The following is a 17,754-nucleotide window of genomic DNA, read 5'->3' on the forward strand; positions in this document are numbered from 1 at the left end:
ACTCGAGTATCGGCCAGATTCCCCCGACCGAGTTCGAAACGCTCCACTACGCTGGCCTCGGACCCGAGGACCAGCCCACATTGGAGGCGGCACAAAACCTAGGGTGATTCACCCGGGACCGACCCTGTCCCTTGACAACTCAACAGTGTCACCCCAGCGGCAACCGCCCGTACGAGACCGGAACGTCTCGTCGTCGTGGGTGGAAGGCGACTGCCGAGCGCCGAATGAGGGCCCGGACCTGGGCCAGTGCTGCCGGGTGTTCCAAACTGCCGGGGACGGTGGTCGTCTGTGCCTCAGGCGAACTGGCGGCACGTCCAAGCGGGGGCGGCAACGTCGGCGTGGCAACGGTCATCCCGTCACGCACGCTTCGCATTACTGTGACCGGGCTACGCCGAACCGCGGTCAGCGAGGTTCGGCGGGTCTCAGCCGGGCAGCGACCAGTACGCGAGCATCGGCTCCTCGGTGAGCACGGCGCCGCCGTCGACGATGGTGAGACTTGTCGGCGAGACGAGGTAACGCACCGAGCCGTTGCGCGCCTCGAATGTGTTACCGGTGCGGGTCGGGAACTGGAGTTCGATCCCGCCCTCGGGTGCGGCGCCCTTGTAGTACAAGCGGCCCGTCTGGGTGCCCACCTGGCAGATCACCACGCGCGACCGGGCGGTCTGTCCGACGGCCACGGCGGGGTCGTCGGCGGCGTTGCAGCGGGGACCGTTGGTGAATCCCTGCCAGTCGGCGCCGGCGACGGTGGGGGTCGGCCGGACCGGGGGCGGCGGCGTCGTCGTGGTGGTGGTCGCGGTGGTGGGGGTCGTCGTCTCCGCGGGGCGGGTGACGGTACTCGTGAAGGTCGACGCCGACGGTTGTCCGCCGTCCGCGCTGTCGCGGTCCGCGGACTCGTCGTCCGCGGGGATCAGGAGCAGCGCCGCGAGGACGCCCACCACCACCAGCAGCACGCCCGCGCCGATCGCCACCAGCACCGCCGGCGACGACCACGGGGACCGCGGCGGGCCAGGTGGCACCGGGCCCTGCGGGTAACCGCCCGACGGATAGCCACCCTGGGGATAGCCGCCTGGACCGCTCGGTGGATAGGTCATCTCGCTCCTTCGGTTCGGCCGGCCGCCGGTTCCGTTCGGTCCTACAGTTCGCCGATGATCCGGGCCAACAGCTCGCCCATCCGGGTTGCCGACGCGCGGCCGACCTCCAGGACCTCTGCGTGGCTCAGGTGTTCGCCGGTCATGCCGGCCGCGAGGTTGGTGACCAGGGAGATGCCGAGCACATCGAGTCCGGCGGCGCGCGCCGCGATGGTCTCGTGCACGGTCGACATCCCGACCAGGTCCGCACCCATCGTCCGCAGCATCCGGATCTCGGCGGGGGTCTCGTAGTGCGGGCCGGGGAGCCCGGCGTAGACCCCCTCGGCGAGGCCCGGGTCGATGCCGCGCGCGATCTGTCGCAGCCGCGGTGAATAGGCATCGACCAGGTCGACGAACTGGGCGCCGACCAACGGGGAGCGGGCCGTGAGATTCAGATGATCCGAGATGAGCACGGGTTGCCCGACCGACATGTCCTCGCGCAGACCGCCCGCCGCGTTGGTGAGCACGACGGTGTGGACACCGGCCGCGGCTGCGGTGCGGACCGGGTGGACCACGCGAGCGAGGTCGTGGCCCTCGTAGGCGTGAATACGTCCCAGCATCAACAGGACTCGTCGATCACCGATCCGGACGGAGTGGACCACGCCGCCGTGGCCGGCGGCCTTGGGCGGGACGAATCCCGGGATCGACGCCATCGGCAACGAGCGGATGGGCCGCCCGAAGGCGTCGGCGGCAGGTGACCATCCCGACCCGAGGATGACGGCCACATCGTGTGTAGCGGCGTCGGTCTCGGCAGCGATCGTGGCCGCGGCGACGATGGCCGCGGCATCGGGGTCGGCGGTGGGCTCCATGCGCCAACCCTAAACCGTTCCCAGGCCCACACGGCCGCGCGTCGCAGCGCGCCGACCGATCGGGTCGGTGGCGACGAGACCGGGAGCGATAAGGTCGGGACATGCCATTTCTGAACGGTGACGGGGAGGTCGTCGAGCTCCATCTCGGAGCGCGCGGTGAGGAGATCAGCGAGTCCAATCCGGAGAACCGCTTCCGGGCCGACTGGTTGGACGAGGTCGATGCACTGCTGGACCAGGTGGTCGTCGACCGCACACGACCGCTGGTGATCACCGCCACCGGGAAGTTCTTCTCCAACGGCCTGGACACCGACCACATCTTCGCCGCTCCCGACCAGCTGCCCGGTTACCTCGACCGCGTGCACGCCCTGTACGCGAAGGTGCTCACCCTGCCCGTTCCGACGGTCAGCGCCGTCAACGGACACGCCTTCGGCGCCGGAGCGATGCTCGCGTTGTGTACCGACCACGTCCTGATGCGCACCGAACGCGGTTTCTGGTCGCTGCCCGAGGCCGCTCTCACCATGCCGTTCACCCGTGGGATGGCGACGTTGCTGCGCACCCGACTGACCGATCGCACCGCCACCGAGGCGATGTACACCAGCCGGCGGTACGGCGCCGACGACGCGGTGCGTGCGGGAATCGTCGACGAGGCCGTGGACGCCGAACTCCTCGTGAAGCGGGCCATCGAGATCGCGGCCGCCCGCTCCGCGACCGCCGGACCCAACCTGGCGCTGATCAAGCGCGGACTCCGTGGCCCCCTGCTCGACGACCTCGCACGTCAGACCCCGCCCGGAGTCTTCTGATGTCGGTCGCGGGAGCGGATTTCGCCGCGGCGGACGATCCCATCGACGCCTGGCTCGCCGAGCACGGCGGCGATCTCATCGCGTGGCGCCGGCAGATCCATGCGCATCCGGAACTGTCCCGGCAGGAGGTCCGCACCACCGAGCTGGTGATGAGCGAGCTCACCGCTGCCGGACTCACCCCGCGCCGGCTGCCGCTGGGCACCGGAGTGGTGTGCGACCTCGGTCCTGCCGGTGAGCCCCGTATCGCGCTGCGCGCGGACATGGATGCCCTGCCGGTGACCGAACACACCGGCCTGCCGTTCACCTCGGCGGTGGAGGGCGCGTCGCACTCGTGCGGTCACGACGCGCACACGGCCATCCTGATCGGCGTCGCGAAGCTCCTCGCCGCGGCCGAACCACTTCCGGTCGGCGTGCGTCTGATCTTCCAGGCCGCCGAGGAGGTCATGCCCGGCGGAGCCCTCGACGCCATCGAGGCGGGCGTCACCACCGGTCTCGGCCGCATCTTCGCCTTGCACTGCGACCCTCGCCTGCCGGTCGGCACGGTCGGCCTGCGGTCCGGCCCGTTGACGTCCGCGGCCGACCACATCGATCTGCAACTGCACTCGGCCGGCGGGCACACGTCGCGGCCGCACCTCACCGGGGATCTCATCTACGCGATGGGCACGGTGATCACCGGCCTGCCCGGGGTGCTGTCGCGACGGATCGACCCGCGTTCGGGCACGGTGATGGTGTGGGGCGCGGCGAACGCCGGCAGCGCCGCCAACGCCATCCCGCAGGAAGGTCGCATGCGCGGCACGGTCCGCACCGGCGATCACGCCACCTGGGCCCAGCTCGAGCCGCTGGTCCGCAGCGTCGTCGGCGAGCTGCTGGCACCGCTCGGCGTCCGGTACGACCTCTCGTACTTCCGCGGGGTGCCGCCGGTCGTCAACGACGAGGTCGCGGTCGGGATGTTCGAACGGTCCGTCGCCGCGATCGGGTCCAAGGCGATCGCGGACACCCCGCAGTCACCCGGCGGCGAGGACTTCTCCTGGTATCTCGAACACGTCCCGGGAGCGATGGCCCGCCTCGGCGTGTGGGACGGATTCGGACCGCAGGTCGATCTGCACGCGCCCAACTTCGATCTCGACGAACGTGCCCTCGCGATCGGTGTGCGCGCGCTCGCCGGGATCGTGCTGAACGCGACCAGCGCCGCCGGCTAGGACACTCGGTCTATTCCGCGGGCCCCGGCCCGGGTCCGACATTGCGCGACTCGCGCAACCGGAGGTCCTGCACATACTCCGCGGGTGCGCCGGCGATCTCCGCGGCCTCGGCCATGACGCCGAGATAGCGCGCCGAGGGCAACCCGCCCTCGAAGGCGTCGAGGACGTACAACCAGGCCAGCACCGGGCCGTCGGCGGTGTCGACGCGGGCGCGGATCTTGCGGTGGATGCCGAGCTCGGAACCCTCCCACCGGTCGAGCAGATCCTCGTCCTCGGTGGTGACGTCGTAGAGAACCACGAACACCCGGGCGTCGGGGTCGTCGCGGTCCTCGGTGACCGTGGCCAGGGACCCCTCCCACCCGATGTCGCCGCCGCCGAACGTCAGACGCCAGCCGCGGAGCCATCCGGTGCCCGACATCGGGGAGTGCGGCGCGCGCTCGGCCATCTGCTCGGGATGCATGTTGGATCCATAGGCAGCATAGATGGGCACGGATGGAGCCTAGATGGTCCCCGCCGAGTCCGGAAGGCGACACCGTGGCCCGGCTCCGGTTTGCGACCACGTTCACAACGACGGACCCGCCCGACTAGTTTGGTAGGCGGCGCGAACGGGGTCGACCGTCTCGCGCGACCCGAGGAGCGTGTCACCCCGCGTTCCCGTCGAGCCACGACATACAGCCGGGCGCAGCTTCCCCACGAAGGACGCGGCGAGCCGGCGTGGAGAACAGGAGTCACAGTGACCAGGATCGTCATCATCGGCGGCGGACCCGCGGGTTACGAGGCGGCGCTCGCGGCGGCCGCCTACGGGGCCGACATCACGGTGATCGATTCGGACGGGATCGGCGGTGCCTGCGTGTTGTGGGACTGCGTCCCGTCAAAGACGTTCATCGCGTCCACCGGCATCCGCACCGAGGTCCGTCGCGCCGTCGATCTGGGCATCAACATCAAGACCGACGACACCTCCGTCACATTGCCGCAGATCCACCAGCGGGTCCGCGACCTCGCGTTCGCCCAGTCCGCGGACATCCGCTCACGACTCATCAGCGAAGGCGTGACACTCGTCTCCGGTACCGCGGTTCTCGACGAGCGGCAGGTCGGCGTCTCGACGCACACCGTCGTCGCGACCCTCGCCGACGGAACCACCGAACGCTACGACGGCGATGTGGTCCTGCTGGCGACCGGCGCCTCGCCCCGCGTGCTGCCCGACGCCGAACCCGACGGCGAGCGCATCCTCACCTGGCGTCAGCTCTACGACCTCGAGGAGCTGCCCGAACACCTCGTCGTCATCGGTTCCGGCGTCACCGGCGCCGAGTTCGTCCACGCCTACACCGAACTGGGCGTCAAGGTGACGCTCGTGTCGAGCCGCGACCGGGTCCTCCCGCACGAGGACGAGGACGCCGCGCTGGTGCTCGAGGACGCACTCGCCGAACGCGGCGTCGAACTGGTCAAGCACGCCCGCGCCGACAAGGTCGAGCGGCACGGCGATTCGGTCACCGCGCATCTGGCCGACGGCTCGACCGTGACCGGCAGCCACGTGCTGATGACCGTCGGTTCGGTCCCCAACACCACCGATCTCGGACTCGATCGTGCCGGGGTCGCGGTCGGCAAGGGCGGTTACATCGAGGTCGACCGGGTGTCCCGCACGTCGGTCGCGGGGATCTATGCGGCCGGCGACTGCACCGGGCTGTTCCCGCTGGCATCGGTGGCCGCCATGCAGGGCCGCATCGCGATGTACCACGCACTCGGCGAGGGCGTGAGCCCGATCAAGCTGAAAACCGTTGCGTCCGCCATCTTCACGCGTCCGGAGATCGCCACGGTGGGGGTGTCGCAGAACGCCATCGACACCGGTGAGTACCCGGCGCGCACCGTGATGCTGCCGTTGGCCACCAACCCGCGCGCCAAGATGAGCGGTCTGCGCCGGGGCTTCGTGAAGATCTTCTGCCGGCCGGCCACCGGTGTGGTCATCGGCGGCGTCGTGGTCGCACCGAACGCCTCCGAACTGATCCTGCCCATCGCCCTCGCGGTGCAGAACAAGCTCACCGTCGGCGACCTGGCCCAGACGTTCTCGGTGTACCCGTCGCTGACCGGGTCCATCACCGAGGCGGCGCGGCAGCTGGTTCGGCACGACGACCTGGACTGAGCGCCGCCCGCCCACTGTGCACAGCCGGTGCCGGTGTGCGCCGCCGGCTGCGTCGTCACGGTAGGGTCGGACGAATTCGTTCGTCCCGGCCGGCGACCAAGGGGGTGTCGTGAGCTCGCCGCAGCAGTCCTACAACACCTACGGCAGTCGCAACGACCGCGCGTTCGCTCGCGGTCGCACGCAGTGGGCGGGCATGAGCATCGATGAGATCCTCGACGTCCTGAGCACGATGGAACCCGGTCGTGCCGGCGGTGACGTCAACACGATCCTGCAGGCGATCGAGTCCGTCCGCCGCGCGGCCGAACGGATGCACGCGATGTTCGGCGACGGCATGCTCGGTCAGGCTTCCGACGCGGCGCTGGAGGCGGGCCGGTCGCTGTCGGCCGATCTGGCGACGACCTCGGAGACCGCCGGTCAGATCGGGGATGCGCTGGCCGGCGCGACGGGCATCCTCGGGTCGGCTCGCGGGCAGGAGGGACGGTTGCGTGAGCTGCAGCAGCACATCCGTGACAATCCCGAGGACGCGCCGGCGGTCCGGCACGAGGTCGACCGGGCGATGACGGGCGCCTACTCCTCGCCGATGATCGGGCTGCAGCGCTCCCTGCCGAACGACCCGTCCGGGGCGAACGGGGTGACCGCAGGACTCGGCGGCGGGCCGACCGCAGGCGGTTCCGGGGCCGCGGGCTCCGGGCCGGACGCTCCCCGCGGTCAGGCCGCCAACACCGTCGACGCCGGCGACTTCGGGCGTGCCACTCCGACTGCCGGGCCGGTGCCGGTCGCTGCGGGCGGTCCACCACCCGGTGGCGGCGGACCCGGTGCGTCGTCGACGCCGCCAGGGCCTGCGGGTCCGGGCGGCGGACCATCCGGTCGTGGCAACACAGACGGCCCCGACGGGTTGGTGCGTGGTGGTCGGGCGACGCCCGAGTCGACGACCCGCGGCGCCGCGGCTCCGGGAACGCACCGGTCGGGAGGCGCCGACGGGATCGGTGAGAACAGCGGATCCGGTTCCGGTTCCGGTGCCGGTGCGCCGGCGAGTGGAGGCCCCGGGGTCCCGGTCGCGATGCCCGCTCCCGGCCTGCTCCCACCCGCAACGGCGCCGACGCCGACCCCGGGTGCCGGCGGCTCACCGACGCCGGCGAACCCCGCCGGGCCGGTTGCCCAGCGCCCGACGGGGACGCCGCTCGCCGGGGCACCGGGCGGCGGACGGCGGCCCGGCGCCGACGACGACAGCCACCGAGCCGCGCCGTACCTGCACACTCGGGAACACGGCGCGCAGCTCGTCGGCGACATGCCGCTCGTCGGTCCGCCCGTCATCGGCGACTGGATCCGGCAGGCCACCCCGGCGGTCGACGATGCCGCGCCGGCCGGGCCGGATCAGGCCTTGTCCCTGCGGCCCGCGGCACCCGGTGACGCCGTCTCCCGGACCCCCGTCGACGGTGCGGCGCAGGAGGTCTCGGACGACACCGATGCACCGTCGGGCGGTTCGGCCACGTCGAAACCGGAGACCGTGTGAACGCCGGGCTGAAGCGTGTCGACCGGTTACCGGGCGGCGTCGCCCGCCTCGTCGACTCGGTGCCCGACGAGGACCTCACGGCGTGTCTGCACCTGATCGTCGCGACCGTCCTGGACGTCACGGCGGTCTCGACGCCCGAGATCCGGGAGGCGATCAGCCAGTGGCGGCGGCAGGGCGGTGCGTCGACGGCCGGCATCGCACGTCTGCGGCTCGTCGCCGCACAGCACGACTTCGACGCCTTCGCGCATCAGCGTCGTGGCGACGTGGACGCTCAGCGCGACAGCTTCCGCCGCGCCCGCGCCGTCGACTGCCTGGTGGCCGCGATGTCGACGCCCGCCGCTGGTGAGTCGCTGCGCGATGCGCTCCGCGAATCAGCCTATGAGGCCGCCGCGGCGCTCGGCGGCACCGCCGGTGTGGTCGCCATCCTCGCCGACCACGTGATGTGAGGCGGCGGCGCCGTCGCGCCGGTCAGGTCAGGCCGAAGCTGTGCTCGACCGCCCGGTTCCACCCCGCGTAGAGGCGGTCGCGGTCGTCTGCGGCCATCCCGGGCTCCCACCGGCGGTCTTCGGCCCAGTTGGCGCGGATGTCGTCCTCGCTCTCCCAGAAACCCACTGCCAGCCCGGCCGCGTAGGCTGCGCCGAGGGCGGTCGTCTCGTTGACGACCGGGCGTACGACCGGGACGTCCAGGATGTCGGCCTGGAACTGCATGAGCAGTTCGTTCACCACCATCCCGCCGTCGACCTTCAGCGTCGACAGTTCCACCCCGGAGTCGGCCTGCATCGCCTCGATGACCTCACGCGTCTGGAAAGCGCTGGCCTCCAGCGCCGCCCGCGCGATGTGGCCCTTGTCGGCGAACCGGGTCAGACCCACGATGACGCCACGGGCGTCGGAGCGCCAGCGCGGTGCGAAGAGTCCGGAGAACGCCGGGACGAAGTAGACGCCGCCGTTGTCGTCGACCCCGCCGGCCAGTTTCTCGACGTCGGACGCCTGCGGGATCAGTCCGAGGTTGTCCCGCAACCACTGGATGAGCGAACCGGTCACCGCGATCGAGCCCTCGAGGGCATATCGCGCGGGCTGGTCGCCGATGCGGTAGCAGACGGTGGTGAGCAGGCCGTGCTCACTGAACACCGGTTCCGTGCCGGTGTTGAGGAGCAGGAAGTTCCCGGTGCCGTAGGTGTTCTTCGCCTCACCGGGCTCCAGACAGGCCTGGCCGAACGTCGCCGCCTGCTGGTCGCCGAGGATGCCCGCCAGGGGCACGCCGGGCAGCGGGCCGTTGCCGCGGAGCGCCCCGAAGTCGCCCGAGGAGCTTCGGATCTCGGGCAGCATGGCCATCGGTATGCCCATGTCGGCGCAGATCTCGGCATCCCACTGCAGGGTGCGCAGGTCCATCAGCATCGTCCGGGAGGCATTCGTGACGTCGGTGACGTGCTGACCCCCGTCCACGCCGCCGGTCATGTTCCACGCCATCCAGGAATCCATTGTGCCGAAACACAATTCTCCGTTCTCGGCGCGTTCGCGGAGGCCGTCCACGGAGTCGAGCAGCCAGCGGGCCTTGGGGCCGGCGAAGTAGGTCGACAACGGCAGGCCGGAGCGATCGCGGAACCGGTCCATGCCGACATCTCCGGCCAGCTCGGTGCACAGATCATCGGTTCGCGTGTCCTGCCACACGATGGCGTTGTGCACCGGCTTGCCGGTGTCGCGCTCCCAGATCACGGTGGTCTCGCGCTGATTGGTGAGGCCGCAGGCGACGATGTCCTTCGCGGTCAGTTCGGCCGACGCGAGGGCAGCGGCGCCGACGCGGCGGGTGTTACGCCAGATCTCGGCGGCGTCGTGTTCCACCCAGCCCGCGCGCGGGAAGATCTGTTCGTGTTCGAGCTGTTCGGCGCCGACGACGCGACCCTCGTGATCGAAGATCATCGCCCGGGTCGAGGTGGTGCCCTGGTCGATTGCCGCCACGTATTTGCCTGACCTACCCACGCCGGACAGTGTCGCACGCTGTCGAGGCCACAGAGATCAATTAGGCTCAGCAACCATGAACACCGAGTTCAACCCGGACCGGCCCGCCGACATGGGGCCCCTCTACCGCGCCGAGGCATGGCGGAGGTTCGGGGAGGAACAGTTCGACGTGGTGGTCATCGGTGGCGGCGTGGTGGGTGTCGGTGCCGCACTCGACGCCGCGACACGCGGTCTGCGCGTCGCGCTGGTCGAGGCACGCGACATCGCCTCGGGCACATCGAGCCGGTCGTCGAAGATGTTCCACGGCGGCCTCCGCTATCTCGAGCAGCTCGAATTCGGCCTCGTGCGTGAGGCTCTACGCGAACGCGAGTTGTCGCTCCGGTTCCTCGCGCCACATCTGGTCAAGCCGTTGCCGTTCCTGTATCCGCTCACGCAACGGGTGTGGGAGCGGCCGTATGTCGGAGCCGGCATCTTCCTCTACGACCGGATGGGCGGCGCCAAGTCCGTTCCCGGACAGCGTCATGTCACCCGATCGGGTGCCCTGCGCGTGGCCCCGGCACTCAAGCGCAGCTCGCTCATCGGCGGGATCCGGTACTACGACACCGTCGTCGACGACGCGCGGCACAGCCTCACGGTCGCCCGCACAGCGGCCAATTACGGTGCGGTCATCCGGACCTCGACCCAGGTCACCGGATTTCTGCGCGAATCCGACCGGGTGCTCGGAGTCCGGGTGCGCGACACCGAGAACGGCGATGTGACCGAGATCCGTGCCCACTGCGTGATCAACGCCGCGGGCGTGTGGACCGACGAGGTGCAGGCACTGTCCAAGCAGCGCGGGCACTTCAAGGTCCGGGCCTCCAAGGGCGTGCACATCGTGGTGCCGCGCGACCGGATCGTCAGCGAGACCGCGATCATCCTGCGCACCGCCAACTCGGTGCTGTTCGTCATCCCGTGGGAGACGCACTGGATCATCGGCACCACCGACACCGACTGGAACCTCGACCTCGCGCATCCGGCCGCCACCCGCGCCGACATCGACTACATCCTCGAACGCGTCAACGAGGTCCTGGTCACCAAGCTCAACCACGACGACATCGAAGGCGTCTACGCCGGCCTCCGGCCGCTGTTGGCCGGGGAGGACGACGAGACCTCGAAGCTGTCCCGGGAACACGCGGTCGCGACCGTCGCGCCCGGACTCGTGTCGATCGCCGGCGGCAAGTACACCACCTACCGTGTGATGGCCGCCGACGCCGTCGACGCGTGCGACGACTTCATCCCCACCCGGGTGGCGCCGTCGATCACCGAACGCGTCCCGCTGCTCGGGGCGGACGGTTACTTCGCGCTCATCAACCAGTGCGAGCACCTCGGACGCCGATTCGGGTTGCACCCGTACCGGATTCGCCGGTTGCTGAACCGCTACGGCTCGCTGATCGACGACGTGCTGTACTACGCCGACGGCGACAAGAGCCTGCTGCAACCGCTGGCCGCGGCGCCGCAGTATCTGCGCGTGGAGGTGGTGTACGCCGCGGTCGACGAGGCGGCGCTGCACCTCGAGGACGTCCTCGCCCGGCGGACCCGCATCGCCATCGAGTACTCCCATCGTGGCGTCGACTGCGCCGACGAGGTCGCCGACCTGCTGGCGCCCCTCCTCGGCTGGACCACCGAGCAACGCGACTTCGAGGTGGCGACCTACGTCGCGCGCGTGGAGGCCGAGGTGGCCTCGCAGCAGCAACCCGACGACGACTCCGCCGACGCCCTGCGCGCCGCGGCCCCCGAGGCCCGGGCCGAGATCCTGGAGCCGGTGCCCGTTCCGAAATGACGGTGGCTCCGGTCGAGTCGGGACGTTGGCCTCTGTCTCTGCCCCCTGATGCCGCGGCACGATCGGGGTGGGGGAAGAAGGAGACGAGATCATGGTCGACGAATCGGTTCGGGTGCTCACCCCCGACCAGGCCTGGGATCTGTTGGGAGTAGCCGAGCTCGGTCGGATCGCACTGAGCGTCGACGGCCAGCCCGACATCTTTCCGGTGAACTTCCATGCGACCGACGGCCGCATCATGCTGCGGTCCGGCGAGGGCACGAAACTGTCGGAGCTGGCGGTGAATTCGCGAGTGGCGTTCGAGGCCGACGGACACACCGACGCCGACGGGTGGAGTGTGGTCGCCAAGGGGACGGCACGCATACTGGTGTCGCTCCGGGAGATCGAGGCGGCCGACCAGCTGCCGCTGCGCCCGTGGATCGCGACGATGAAATACAACTACGTGGAGATCACGGTCGACTCGATCACCGCCCGCCGCTTCGAGTTCGGGCCCGAGCCCGAGCGCTACCCCGTGTGAGGGGCCTCGGCCGGATCACACCTGGCACCGGGGACACCAATAGACGGATCGTTCGCCGCCCGGGGATTCGAGTTCGCCCCGCTTCACCGGGGTGGCGCAGCGCCGGCACAGCCGCCCGTGGCGTCCGTACACCCACATCCGCGCATTGGGCGATGTGTTGCCCGTGGTGGTGCGGGCCGATCGCAAGCGGTTCGCCCACAGCAGGCGTCGGCTGAGGTCCACGACCGGCCCGAGGTCGACCTCGCCGACCGGGCGGGTCGGCAGGACCCGCCGCAGGAAGCAGATCTCGCTGCGGAAGACGTTGCCGATTCCCGCGATCAGCCGCTGGTCGAGCAAGGCCGCACCGATCGTCGCGTCCAGGTCGGAACCGAGACGTCGGATCGCCTCCTCGCGATCGAAGTCGTCGGCGAGCAGGTCGGGGCCGAGGTAGGCGAGCGCGGCGTCGGGGTCGGCGAGCAGTTCCAGTACGCCGAGGTCGAAACCGACCGCCTCATGGTCGGCGGTGCGCAGGACGGCGCGGGCCTGGTAGGCCGGGCGGCGCCACCGTTGCCCCCGCGGGTGCACGTGCCAGGCGCCCTCCATCTTCAGATGCGAGTGGATGCTGAGGGTGTCGCCGACACCCGGACCGCTCTCGGCGACGTCGATCAGCAGGTGCTTGCCCACCGATCGCACCGCGAGGACCTCGCGTCCGGAGAGGTCCGCGGTGGCCAGCGACGGGATGCGGAAGTCCGACGACTCGAGCACCCGTCCCGCGAGCCCCGCCCGCAGTCGTGCGGCGGCCGCGTAGACGGTGTCGCCCTCAGGCATGGTCCACCTCAGGCATGATCACCGAAACGCAGCCGGATGCCGCGCGGGGTCGTCGAGAATCCCGCTTCGACGAGCACCTTGCCGAAGTCGGTGGCGCGCACGGGTTCCGAGTCGATGTGGTCGATCGTCAGACGCGCGATCCGGCCCCGCCGGACCAGTGCGACCAGCGCGCCCGCGGCCGACTCCAGCCGCGGGATCGAGTCGCTGAACGTCAGCAGCGTCTTGCCGCCGCGTTCGACGAAACACACCACGTCACCGTCGACGATCACCACGAGCGCCCCCGGTTTGCGGCCCGGGCGGTGACCGGCCTCGGCGTCGCGAGACGCCGGCCACTCGAGCGCCGCCCCGTAGGGATTGGCCGGGTCCGTCGCGGCCAGCACGGTTGCCTCGCGGGGCGCTTTGCGATCGGGCAGCGCATGCCGGCGCAATTCGTCGACCGTGGCCGGCGAGGCGAACTGCGCCCCGCCGAGGCCGTCGACGTAGTAGCCGCGACGAACATGTCCGTTGTCCTCGAAGACGGTGAGCGCCTTGTAGACCCGCGCGAAGCCGCCGGTCACCTCCTCCGAGACCACGCTGCCGCGCGTGATCACGCCGTATCGGGTCAGCAACTGATCGCAGAGGCCCTGCGTGGCGATGGTCGGCTCGGTGGACGGGTGGTCGAGGGCGAACCAGCGGCCACTCGCCGTCGGCGACACCGGGGGAGCGACGGAGTGTTCGGTGAGGTACCGGGCCGACAGGCGGCCGGCCCGGAGCCGGGGTGCGCGCCCGCGTGCCCGATGCGCGGGCGCCGAGCGCGGTGCGGACGGGCTGCGCCGCGGTTGCAGCAGGGCGCGGACGGGCGCGAAGCTGTCGTTGCTGACCCGGCCCGCCCACACGAGGTCCCACAGGGCACTCTCGATGTCGGCGGCCGGCGTGGTGGTGCCGGTGCTGATGTCGGCGGCGATCTGTGGGAACCGCAGGGCACCACCGGGTTCGAGTGCGGCGGTGACCCCGTCGTGGACCGGGGTGGTGTCGATCTCGTCGGCGTCGGGCAGCGTCAGGACGGCGACGTCCGCGGGATGCAGCGCCACCCAGCCGTCGGAGTTCCCGATGCGGCCGTGTCCGGACCAGATGACCTCACCGGCGCTGAGCAGTTCGTCGAGCATCGGCGCTGCGTAATCGGACACCCGGGCCGGCAGTACGAGGGACTCCCACGCGGACGCCGGCAGCGGGAACCCGGCCAGCTGGTCGATGACCGTCGCCACCCCGTCGACACCCCGGAGCTGGGTGCCCGACGACGCGTGCTGCCAGTCGAGGAGGAACCGGGTGAGGACGTCGGTACCGACGGGAGCCACCTCGGCGCGGCTCGCCGCCAGGGAACCGCGTCGGATCTGACCCAGCACGTCGGCGTGACACCATTGCCCGTCCCGGGGGCCGGTACCGGCATCGGGCAGGAAGTCACCCTCGACGACGCGTCGCTCCGATGCGAGACGGTTGAGGGTGTCGCGCACGACCCCGGTCGCGATACCCAGAGCAGCGGAGGCCTCGGGCACGGTGAACGGGCCATGGGTGCGGGCGTACCGGCCGATGAGGTCTCCGACTGGGTCGGGCACCTCCTCGAGATAGGCCGCCGGGATGCCGAGAGGTGCGGGCACCCCGAGAGCGTCACGGAGGCGGGCGGTGTCGTCGATGGCCGCCCACAGCGCACGTGCGTTGTGGTTGACCGAGATGATCTGCCCGACCCGGTGCAGCTCGGTGAGCAGGTCGGCGGCCGGCTCGTCGCCGCGATACCGGGCCGCGACCTCCTCGGTGGTGAGCGGGCCCAGCCATCGCAGGAGGTCGACGATGTCCTCGGCGTCGCGCGCCTGACGCTCGGGGGACAGGCGTTGGAGCCGGGCGATCACGTCGGCGATGACCGCCGGATCGAGGAGCTCGCGCAGGTCGACGCGCCCGAGCAACTGGGCCAGCAGGCTGGTGTCGAGGGAGAGGGCGGCCGCGCGGCGCTCGGCGAGCGGCGCGTCGTCGGCGTACATGAAGGCTCCCACGTACCCGAACAGCAGCGACGCGGCGAAGGGAGAGGGGCTTTGGGTCTCGGTCTCCACCACCCGGATCCGGCGCGTGCGGATGCGGTTCAGCAGATCGAGCAGGGCGGGGAGGTCGTAGACGTCCTGCAGGCATTCGCGGACGGCTTCGAGCACGATCGGGAAGTCGGGGAACTTGGAGGCGACGGACAGCAGTTGGGCGCTGCGCTGGCGCTGCTGCCACAGTGGGGCACGCCGTCCGGGGTCGCGTCGCGGCAACAACAGTGCGCGAGCGGCGCATTCGCGGAACCGGGAGGCGAACATCGACGAGTCGGCCAGACCGTCGGTCACGAGCTGCTCGACCTCGTCCGGGTCGAGGAGGAACACGTCGGCACCGGGAGGGGCGTCGTCGGTGTCGGGCATCCGCAGGATGATGCCGTCGTCGGAGGCGGTGGTGGCGCCCTCGATGCCGAGGGTCTCCAGCAGGCGCTGCGAGATGGCACTGGCCCAGGGGGCGTGTACACGTAAGCCGTAGGGGGAGTGCAGGATCACCCGCCAGTCGCCGAGTTCGTCGCGGAACCTCTCGACGACCAGCGTGCGATCGGTGGGCAGGTGTCCGGTCGCCTCGCGCTGCTCGGCGATGAGTGTCGCGAGGTTGCTGCGGGCGTTGTCGGTGAGCCCGAGCCGGTCTGCCTGGTCGTCGAGCTTCCCGGGATCGGCGACCGACTGGGTGAAGGCACCGATCGCGGCGCCCAGTTCGGCGGGGCGTCCGATCGCGTCACCGATCCAGAACGGCAACCGGCCCGGTTGACCGAACGCGGGGGAGACGAGTACGCGGTCGTGGGTGATGTCCTCGATCCGCCAACTGGTGGCGCCCAGCGCGAACACATCGCCGACTCGGGACTCATAGACCATCTCCTCGTCGAGCTCGCCTACGCGAGTGGCCTTCTCGCCGACCATGAACACGCCGAAGAGTCCGCGGTCGGGTATGGAACCGCCCGAGGTGACGGCGAGCCGCTGGGCGCCGCGCCGGCCGGTGATGACTCCGGCGTCGCGGTCCCAGTTCACCCGGGGGCGCAGTTCGGCGAACTCGTCGGACGGGAAGCGGCCCGCGATCAGGTCGAGGGTCGCGTCGAAGACGCCCCGGCCCAGTTCGCGGTAGGGCGCCGCGCGCCGGACGACCTCGTACCAGTGATCGACCTCGAGGTCGTCGACCGCGGCCGCCGCGATGGTCTGCTGGGCGAGGATGTCGAGCGGATTCTGCGGGACCTTGATCTCTTCGATCGCGCCGTCGAGCATCCGGCCCACCGTCACCGTGCAGTGCAGCAGATCGGTGCGGTGCTTGGGGTAGAGGATGCCCTGGCTGATCTCGCCGACCTGGTGCCCGGCGCGGCCGATCCGCTGCAGTCCACTCGCCACCGACGGCGGGGACTCCACCTGGATGACGAGATCGACCGCACCCATGTCGATGCCGAGTTCGAGTGAGCTGGTGGCCACCACACACGAGAGCCGGCCTGCCTTCAGGTCGTCCTCGATCTGGGCGCGCTGCTCCTTGCTGACCGAGCCGTGATGGGCGCGGGCGAGAACCGGCTCGGCACCGGAGCTCGCGCCGCTGCCCATCACGAACGCCGGGGCGCCGCCCGCGACCGACGGATTGCCGGTCGGTTCGGCAGGCTCGCCGTGGCGCTCGGCGTGGATCTCGTTGAGCCGAGCGGTGAGCTTCTCGGCGAGGCGTCGGGAGTTGGCGAAGACGATCGTGGCGCGGTTCGCCTCGATCTGGTCGACGATCGAGGCCTCGACGTACGGCCACAACGAGCCGGCAGTCGGCGAGAACGCGTCGTCCAGCGCCGCGGGGTCGGCATCGGACACCGGCGGCGGGATGTTGGCCATGTCCTCGACGGGGACGTCGACGCGCAGGTCGAATGTCTTGTCGGCCTTGGGTTTGACCACCTGGCACGGCGCGGCGCCGGACAGGAACCCCGCGACCACCTCGGGCGGGCGGACCGTCGCCGAGAGGCCGATCCGCTGGGCGGGTTTGTCCAGCAGTTCGTCGAGGCGCTCGAGGGTCAGCGCGAGATGGGTACCTCGTTTGGTCGCGGCGACCGCGTGGACCTCGTCGACGATGATCGCCTCCACGCCGGTGAGACTCTCCCGCGCGGCCGAGGTGAGCATCAGGTACAGCGACTCGGGGGTGGTGATGAGGATGTCGGGTGGGGTTTTGACCAGCGCACGCCGATCGGCGGCGGAGGTGTCGCCCGACCGCACGCCCACGGTGATGTTGGGCTCCGGAAGGTTCAGCTCCTGGGCCGCCCGGGTGATGCCGGTCAGCGGTGCGCGCAGGTTGCGCTCGACGTCGACGGCCAGCGCCTTCAACGGCGAGATGTAGACGACCTTGGTGCCGGCGGGACGGTTGCCGGCGTCGGCGGCGAGCCGATCGAGGGCCCAGAGGAACGCGGCGAGGGTCTTCCCGGACCCGGTCGGTGCGATGACCAAGGTGTTCGCGCCGTCGGCGATGGAGGTCCAGGCGCCCTTCTGCGCAGCGGTGGGCGCGGTGAACGCACCCGAGAACCACCGCCGGGTGGGGGCGGTGAAGCGGTCGAGCACCGAGGGGCGGGGCATCTCTCCACTATGTCGCACGCGTACGACAGAACGCGGTATACAGTCTCCTCACGCCTGTACGGGGAATCCGGTGAGAGTCCGGAACGGTCGCGCCACTGTGAACGCAGCCCAGATCGACACGGTCGACGTGACGGGGCATGCGTGAGTCAGGATGCCGTGCCGGCGTGCACCACCCGTGAACTCTCCGACGCGAGATCGGCGAAAGGACCCACCATGACAGCTCCCCGTACCCAGGCGGCATCACCGGTCGCCCCGGCCCGTGCCCTGCCCGTTTCGAACATCTCCGTCGCGAGCGCGGCGCTCTGGCTCAGCCTGACCGTGCTGCTCGCCGGGCTGGCGTACTACTTCCTCGGTTACGACCAGGGAGTCGTGTCGGTCTTCGGTTCCGACACCCACGTGCACGAGTTCGTGCACGACGCCCGCCATTTCCTCGGCTTCCCCTGCCACTGAGTCG

General features: G+C 70.6%; 14 protein-coding genes and 1 riboswitch. Of the genes, 8 read left to right on the forward strand and 6 right to left on the reverse strand.

What is annotated here, in order from left to right; all coding sequences use genetic code 11:
• Positions 1-422: 422 nt before the first annotated feature.
• Both FFS52_RS12580 and FFS52_RS12585 read right to left on the reverse strand, forming a co-directional pair.
• Positions 423-1,091 (reverse strand): hypothetical protein, encoded by a 669-nt coding sequence (locus FFS52_RS12580; RefSeq protein ID WP_065630722.1) that lies wholly within the window; start codon positions 1,089-1,091, stop codon positions 423-425.
• Positions 1,092-1,132: 41 nt separating this feature from the next.
• Complete coding sequence (locus tag FFS52_RS12585; protein ID WP_058250650.1) at positions 1,133-1,936, reverse strand: purine-nucleoside phosphorylase; 804 nt, start codon at positions 1,934-1,936, stop codon at positions 1,133-1,135.
• Between the two features lie 101 nt (positions 1,937-2,037).
• Between FFS52_RS12585 and FFS52_RS12590 the strand changes: the two genes are divergently transcribed.
• Entirely contained in the window at positions 2,038-2,736 is a 699-nt protein-coding gene (locus tag FFS52_RS12590) for an enoyl-CoA hydratase/isomerase family protein (RefSeq protein WP_065630724.1), read from the forward strand.
• On the forward strand, positions 2,736-3,935 hold the full coding sequence (locus FFS52_RS12595) for an amidohydrolase (RefSeq protein WP_137809899.1): 1,200 nt from the start codon (positions 2,736-2,738) through the stop codon (positions 3,933-3,935). Before FFS52_RS12590 ends, FFS52_RS12595 begins: the two co-directional genes overlap by 1 nt.
• A 10-nt stretch (positions 3,936-3,945) precedes the next feature.
• Here FFS52_RS12595 and FFS52_RS12600 read toward each other — a convergent pair whose 3' ends face one another.
• On the reverse strand, positions 3,946-4,425 hold the full coding sequence (locus FFS52_RS12600) for a gamma-glutamylcyclotransferase (RefSeq protein WP_004021668.1): 480 nt from the start codon (positions 4,423-4,425) through the stop codon (positions 3,946-3,948).
• 243 nt (positions 4,426-4,668) lie between these two features.
• Here FFS52_RS12600 and FFS52_RS12605 point away from each other — a divergent pair, with 243 nt between their 5' ends.
• From FFS52_RS12605 to FFS52_RS12615, 3 genes are all read left to right on the forward strand, one after another.
• A complete protein-coding gene (locus FFS52_RS12605; RefSeq protein ID WP_065630726.1) occupies positions 4,669-6,072 on the forward strand; it encodes an NAD(P)H-quinone dehydrogenase in 1,404 nt (467 codons plus the stop codon).
• 109 nt (positions 6,073-6,181) lie between these two features.
• Positions 6,182-7,585, forward strand: a complete 1,404-nt coding sequence (locus FFS52_RS12610; protein WP_137809900.1) for a hypothetical protein — start codon at positions 6,182-6,184, stop codon at positions 7,583-7,585.
• Positions 7,582-8,031: a hypothetical protein gene (locus FFS52_RS12615; protein ID WP_223258846.1), complete on the forward strand. Its 450-nt coding sequence runs from the start codon at positions 7,582-7,584 to the stop codon at positions 8,029-8,031. Before FFS52_RS12610 ends, FFS52_RS12615 begins: the two co-directional genes overlap by 4 nt.
• Positions 8,032-8,053: 22 nt before the next feature.
• Here the strand turns inward: FFS52_RS12615 and glpK are convergent, their stop codons facing one another.
• On the reverse strand, positions 8,054-9,541 hold the full coding sequence (gene glpK, locus FFS52_RS12620) for a glycerol kinase GlpK (protein WP_137809925.1): 1,488 nt from the start codon (positions 9,539-9,541) through the stop codon (positions 8,054-8,056).
• A gap of 76 nt (positions 9,542-9,617) precedes the next feature.
• Here glpK and glpD point away from each other — a divergent pair, with 76 nt between their 5' ends.
• Positions 9,618-11,360 carry a glycerol-3-phosphate dehydrogenase gene (gene glpD / locus FFS52_RS12625; RefSeq protein ID WP_137809901.1) on the forward strand — a complete coding sequence of 581 codons (1,743 nt, stop codon included), beginning with the start codon at positions 9,618-9,620 and terminating at the stop codon, positions 11,358-11,360.
• Between the two features lie 91 nt (positions 11,361-11,451).
• Positions 11,452-11,874 (forward strand): pyridoxamine 5'-phosphate oxidase family protein, encoded by a 423-nt coding sequence (locus FFS52_RS12630; protein ID WP_065630753.1) that lies wholly within the window; start codon positions 11,452-11,454, stop codon positions 11,872-11,874.
• 15 nt (positions 11,875-11,889) lie between these two features.
• Here FFS52_RS12630 and FFS52_RS12635 read toward each other — a convergent pair whose 3' ends face one another.
• Positions 11,890-12,681 (reverse strand): DNA-formamidopyrimidine glycosylase family protein, encoded by a 792-nt coding sequence (locus FFS52_RS12635; protein ID WP_137809902.1) that lies wholly within the window; start codon positions 12,679-12,681, stop codon positions 11,890-11,892.
• Between the two features lie 8 nt (positions 12,682-12,689).
• A complete protein-coding gene (locus tag FFS52_RS12640; protein ID WP_137809903.1) occupies positions 12,690-17,300 on the reverse strand; it encodes an ATP-dependent helicase in 4,611 nt (1,536 codons plus the stop codon).
• A gap of 17 nt (positions 17,301-17,317) precedes the next feature.
• A riboswitch (cobalamin riboswitch) is annotated at positions 17,318-17,478 on the forward strand.
• 35 nt (positions 17,479-17,513) lie between these two features.
• On the opposite strand from FFS52_RS12640, the gene FFS52_RS12645 reads away from it, so the two are divergent.
• Complete coding sequence (locus FFS52_RS12645) at positions 17,514-17,750, forward strand: CbtB-domain containing protein (protein ID WP_137809904.1); 237 nt, start codon at positions 17,514-17,516, stop codon at positions 17,748-17,750.
• Positions 17,751-17,754 lie beyond the last annotated feature (4 nt).

Origin of the sequence: Gordonia sp. ALPHA1B1, from assembly GCF_005502615.1 — a bacterium.
GTDB classification, from domain to species: Bacteria; Actinomycetota; Actinomycetes; order Mycobacteriales; family Mycobacteriaceae; genus Gordonia; species Gordonia hongkongensis.

What these genes read in the sequence shown, in the direction of transcription:
- FFS52_RS12580 (WP_065630722.1), bottom strand. Translation starts at nt 1,091, where the DNA reads ATGACCTATCCACCGAGCGGTCCAGGCGGCTATCCCCAGGGTGGCTAT.
- FFS52_RS12585 (WP_058250650.1), bottom strand. Translation starts at nt 1,936, where the DNA reads ATGGAGCCCACCGCCGACCCCGATGCCGCGGCCATCGTCGCCGCGGCC.
- FFS52_RS12590 (WP_065630724.1), top strand. Translation starts at nt 2,038, where the DNA reads ATGCCATTTCTGAACGGTGACGGGGAGGTCGTCGAGCTCCATCTCGGA.
- FFS52_RS12595 (WP_137809899.1), top strand. Translation starts at nt 2,736, where the DNA reads ATGTCGGTCGCGGGAGCGGATTTCGCCGCGGCGGACGATCCCATCGAC.
- glpD (WP_137809901.1), top strand. Translation starts at nt 9,618, where the DNA reads ATGAACACCGAGTTCAACCCGGACCGGCCCGCCGACATGGGGCCCCTC.
- FFS52_RS12630 (WP_065630753.1), top strand. Translation starts at nt 11,452, where the DNA reads ATGGTCGACGAATCGGTTCGGGTGCTCACCCCCGACCAGGCCTGGGAT.
- FFS52_RS12635 (WP_137809902.1), bottom strand. Translation starts at nt 12,681, where the DNA reads ATGCCTGAGGGCGACACCGTCTACGCGGCCGCCGCACGACTGCGGGCG.
- FFS52_RS12640 (WP_137809903.1), bottom strand. Translation starts at nt 17,300, where the DNA reads ATGCCCCGCCCCTCGGTGCTCGACCGCTTCACCGCCCCCACCCGGCGG.
- FFS52_RS12645 (WP_137809904.1), top strand. Translation starts at nt 17,514, where the DNA reads ATGACAGCTCCCCGTACCCAGGCGGCATCACCGGTCGCCCCGGCCCGT.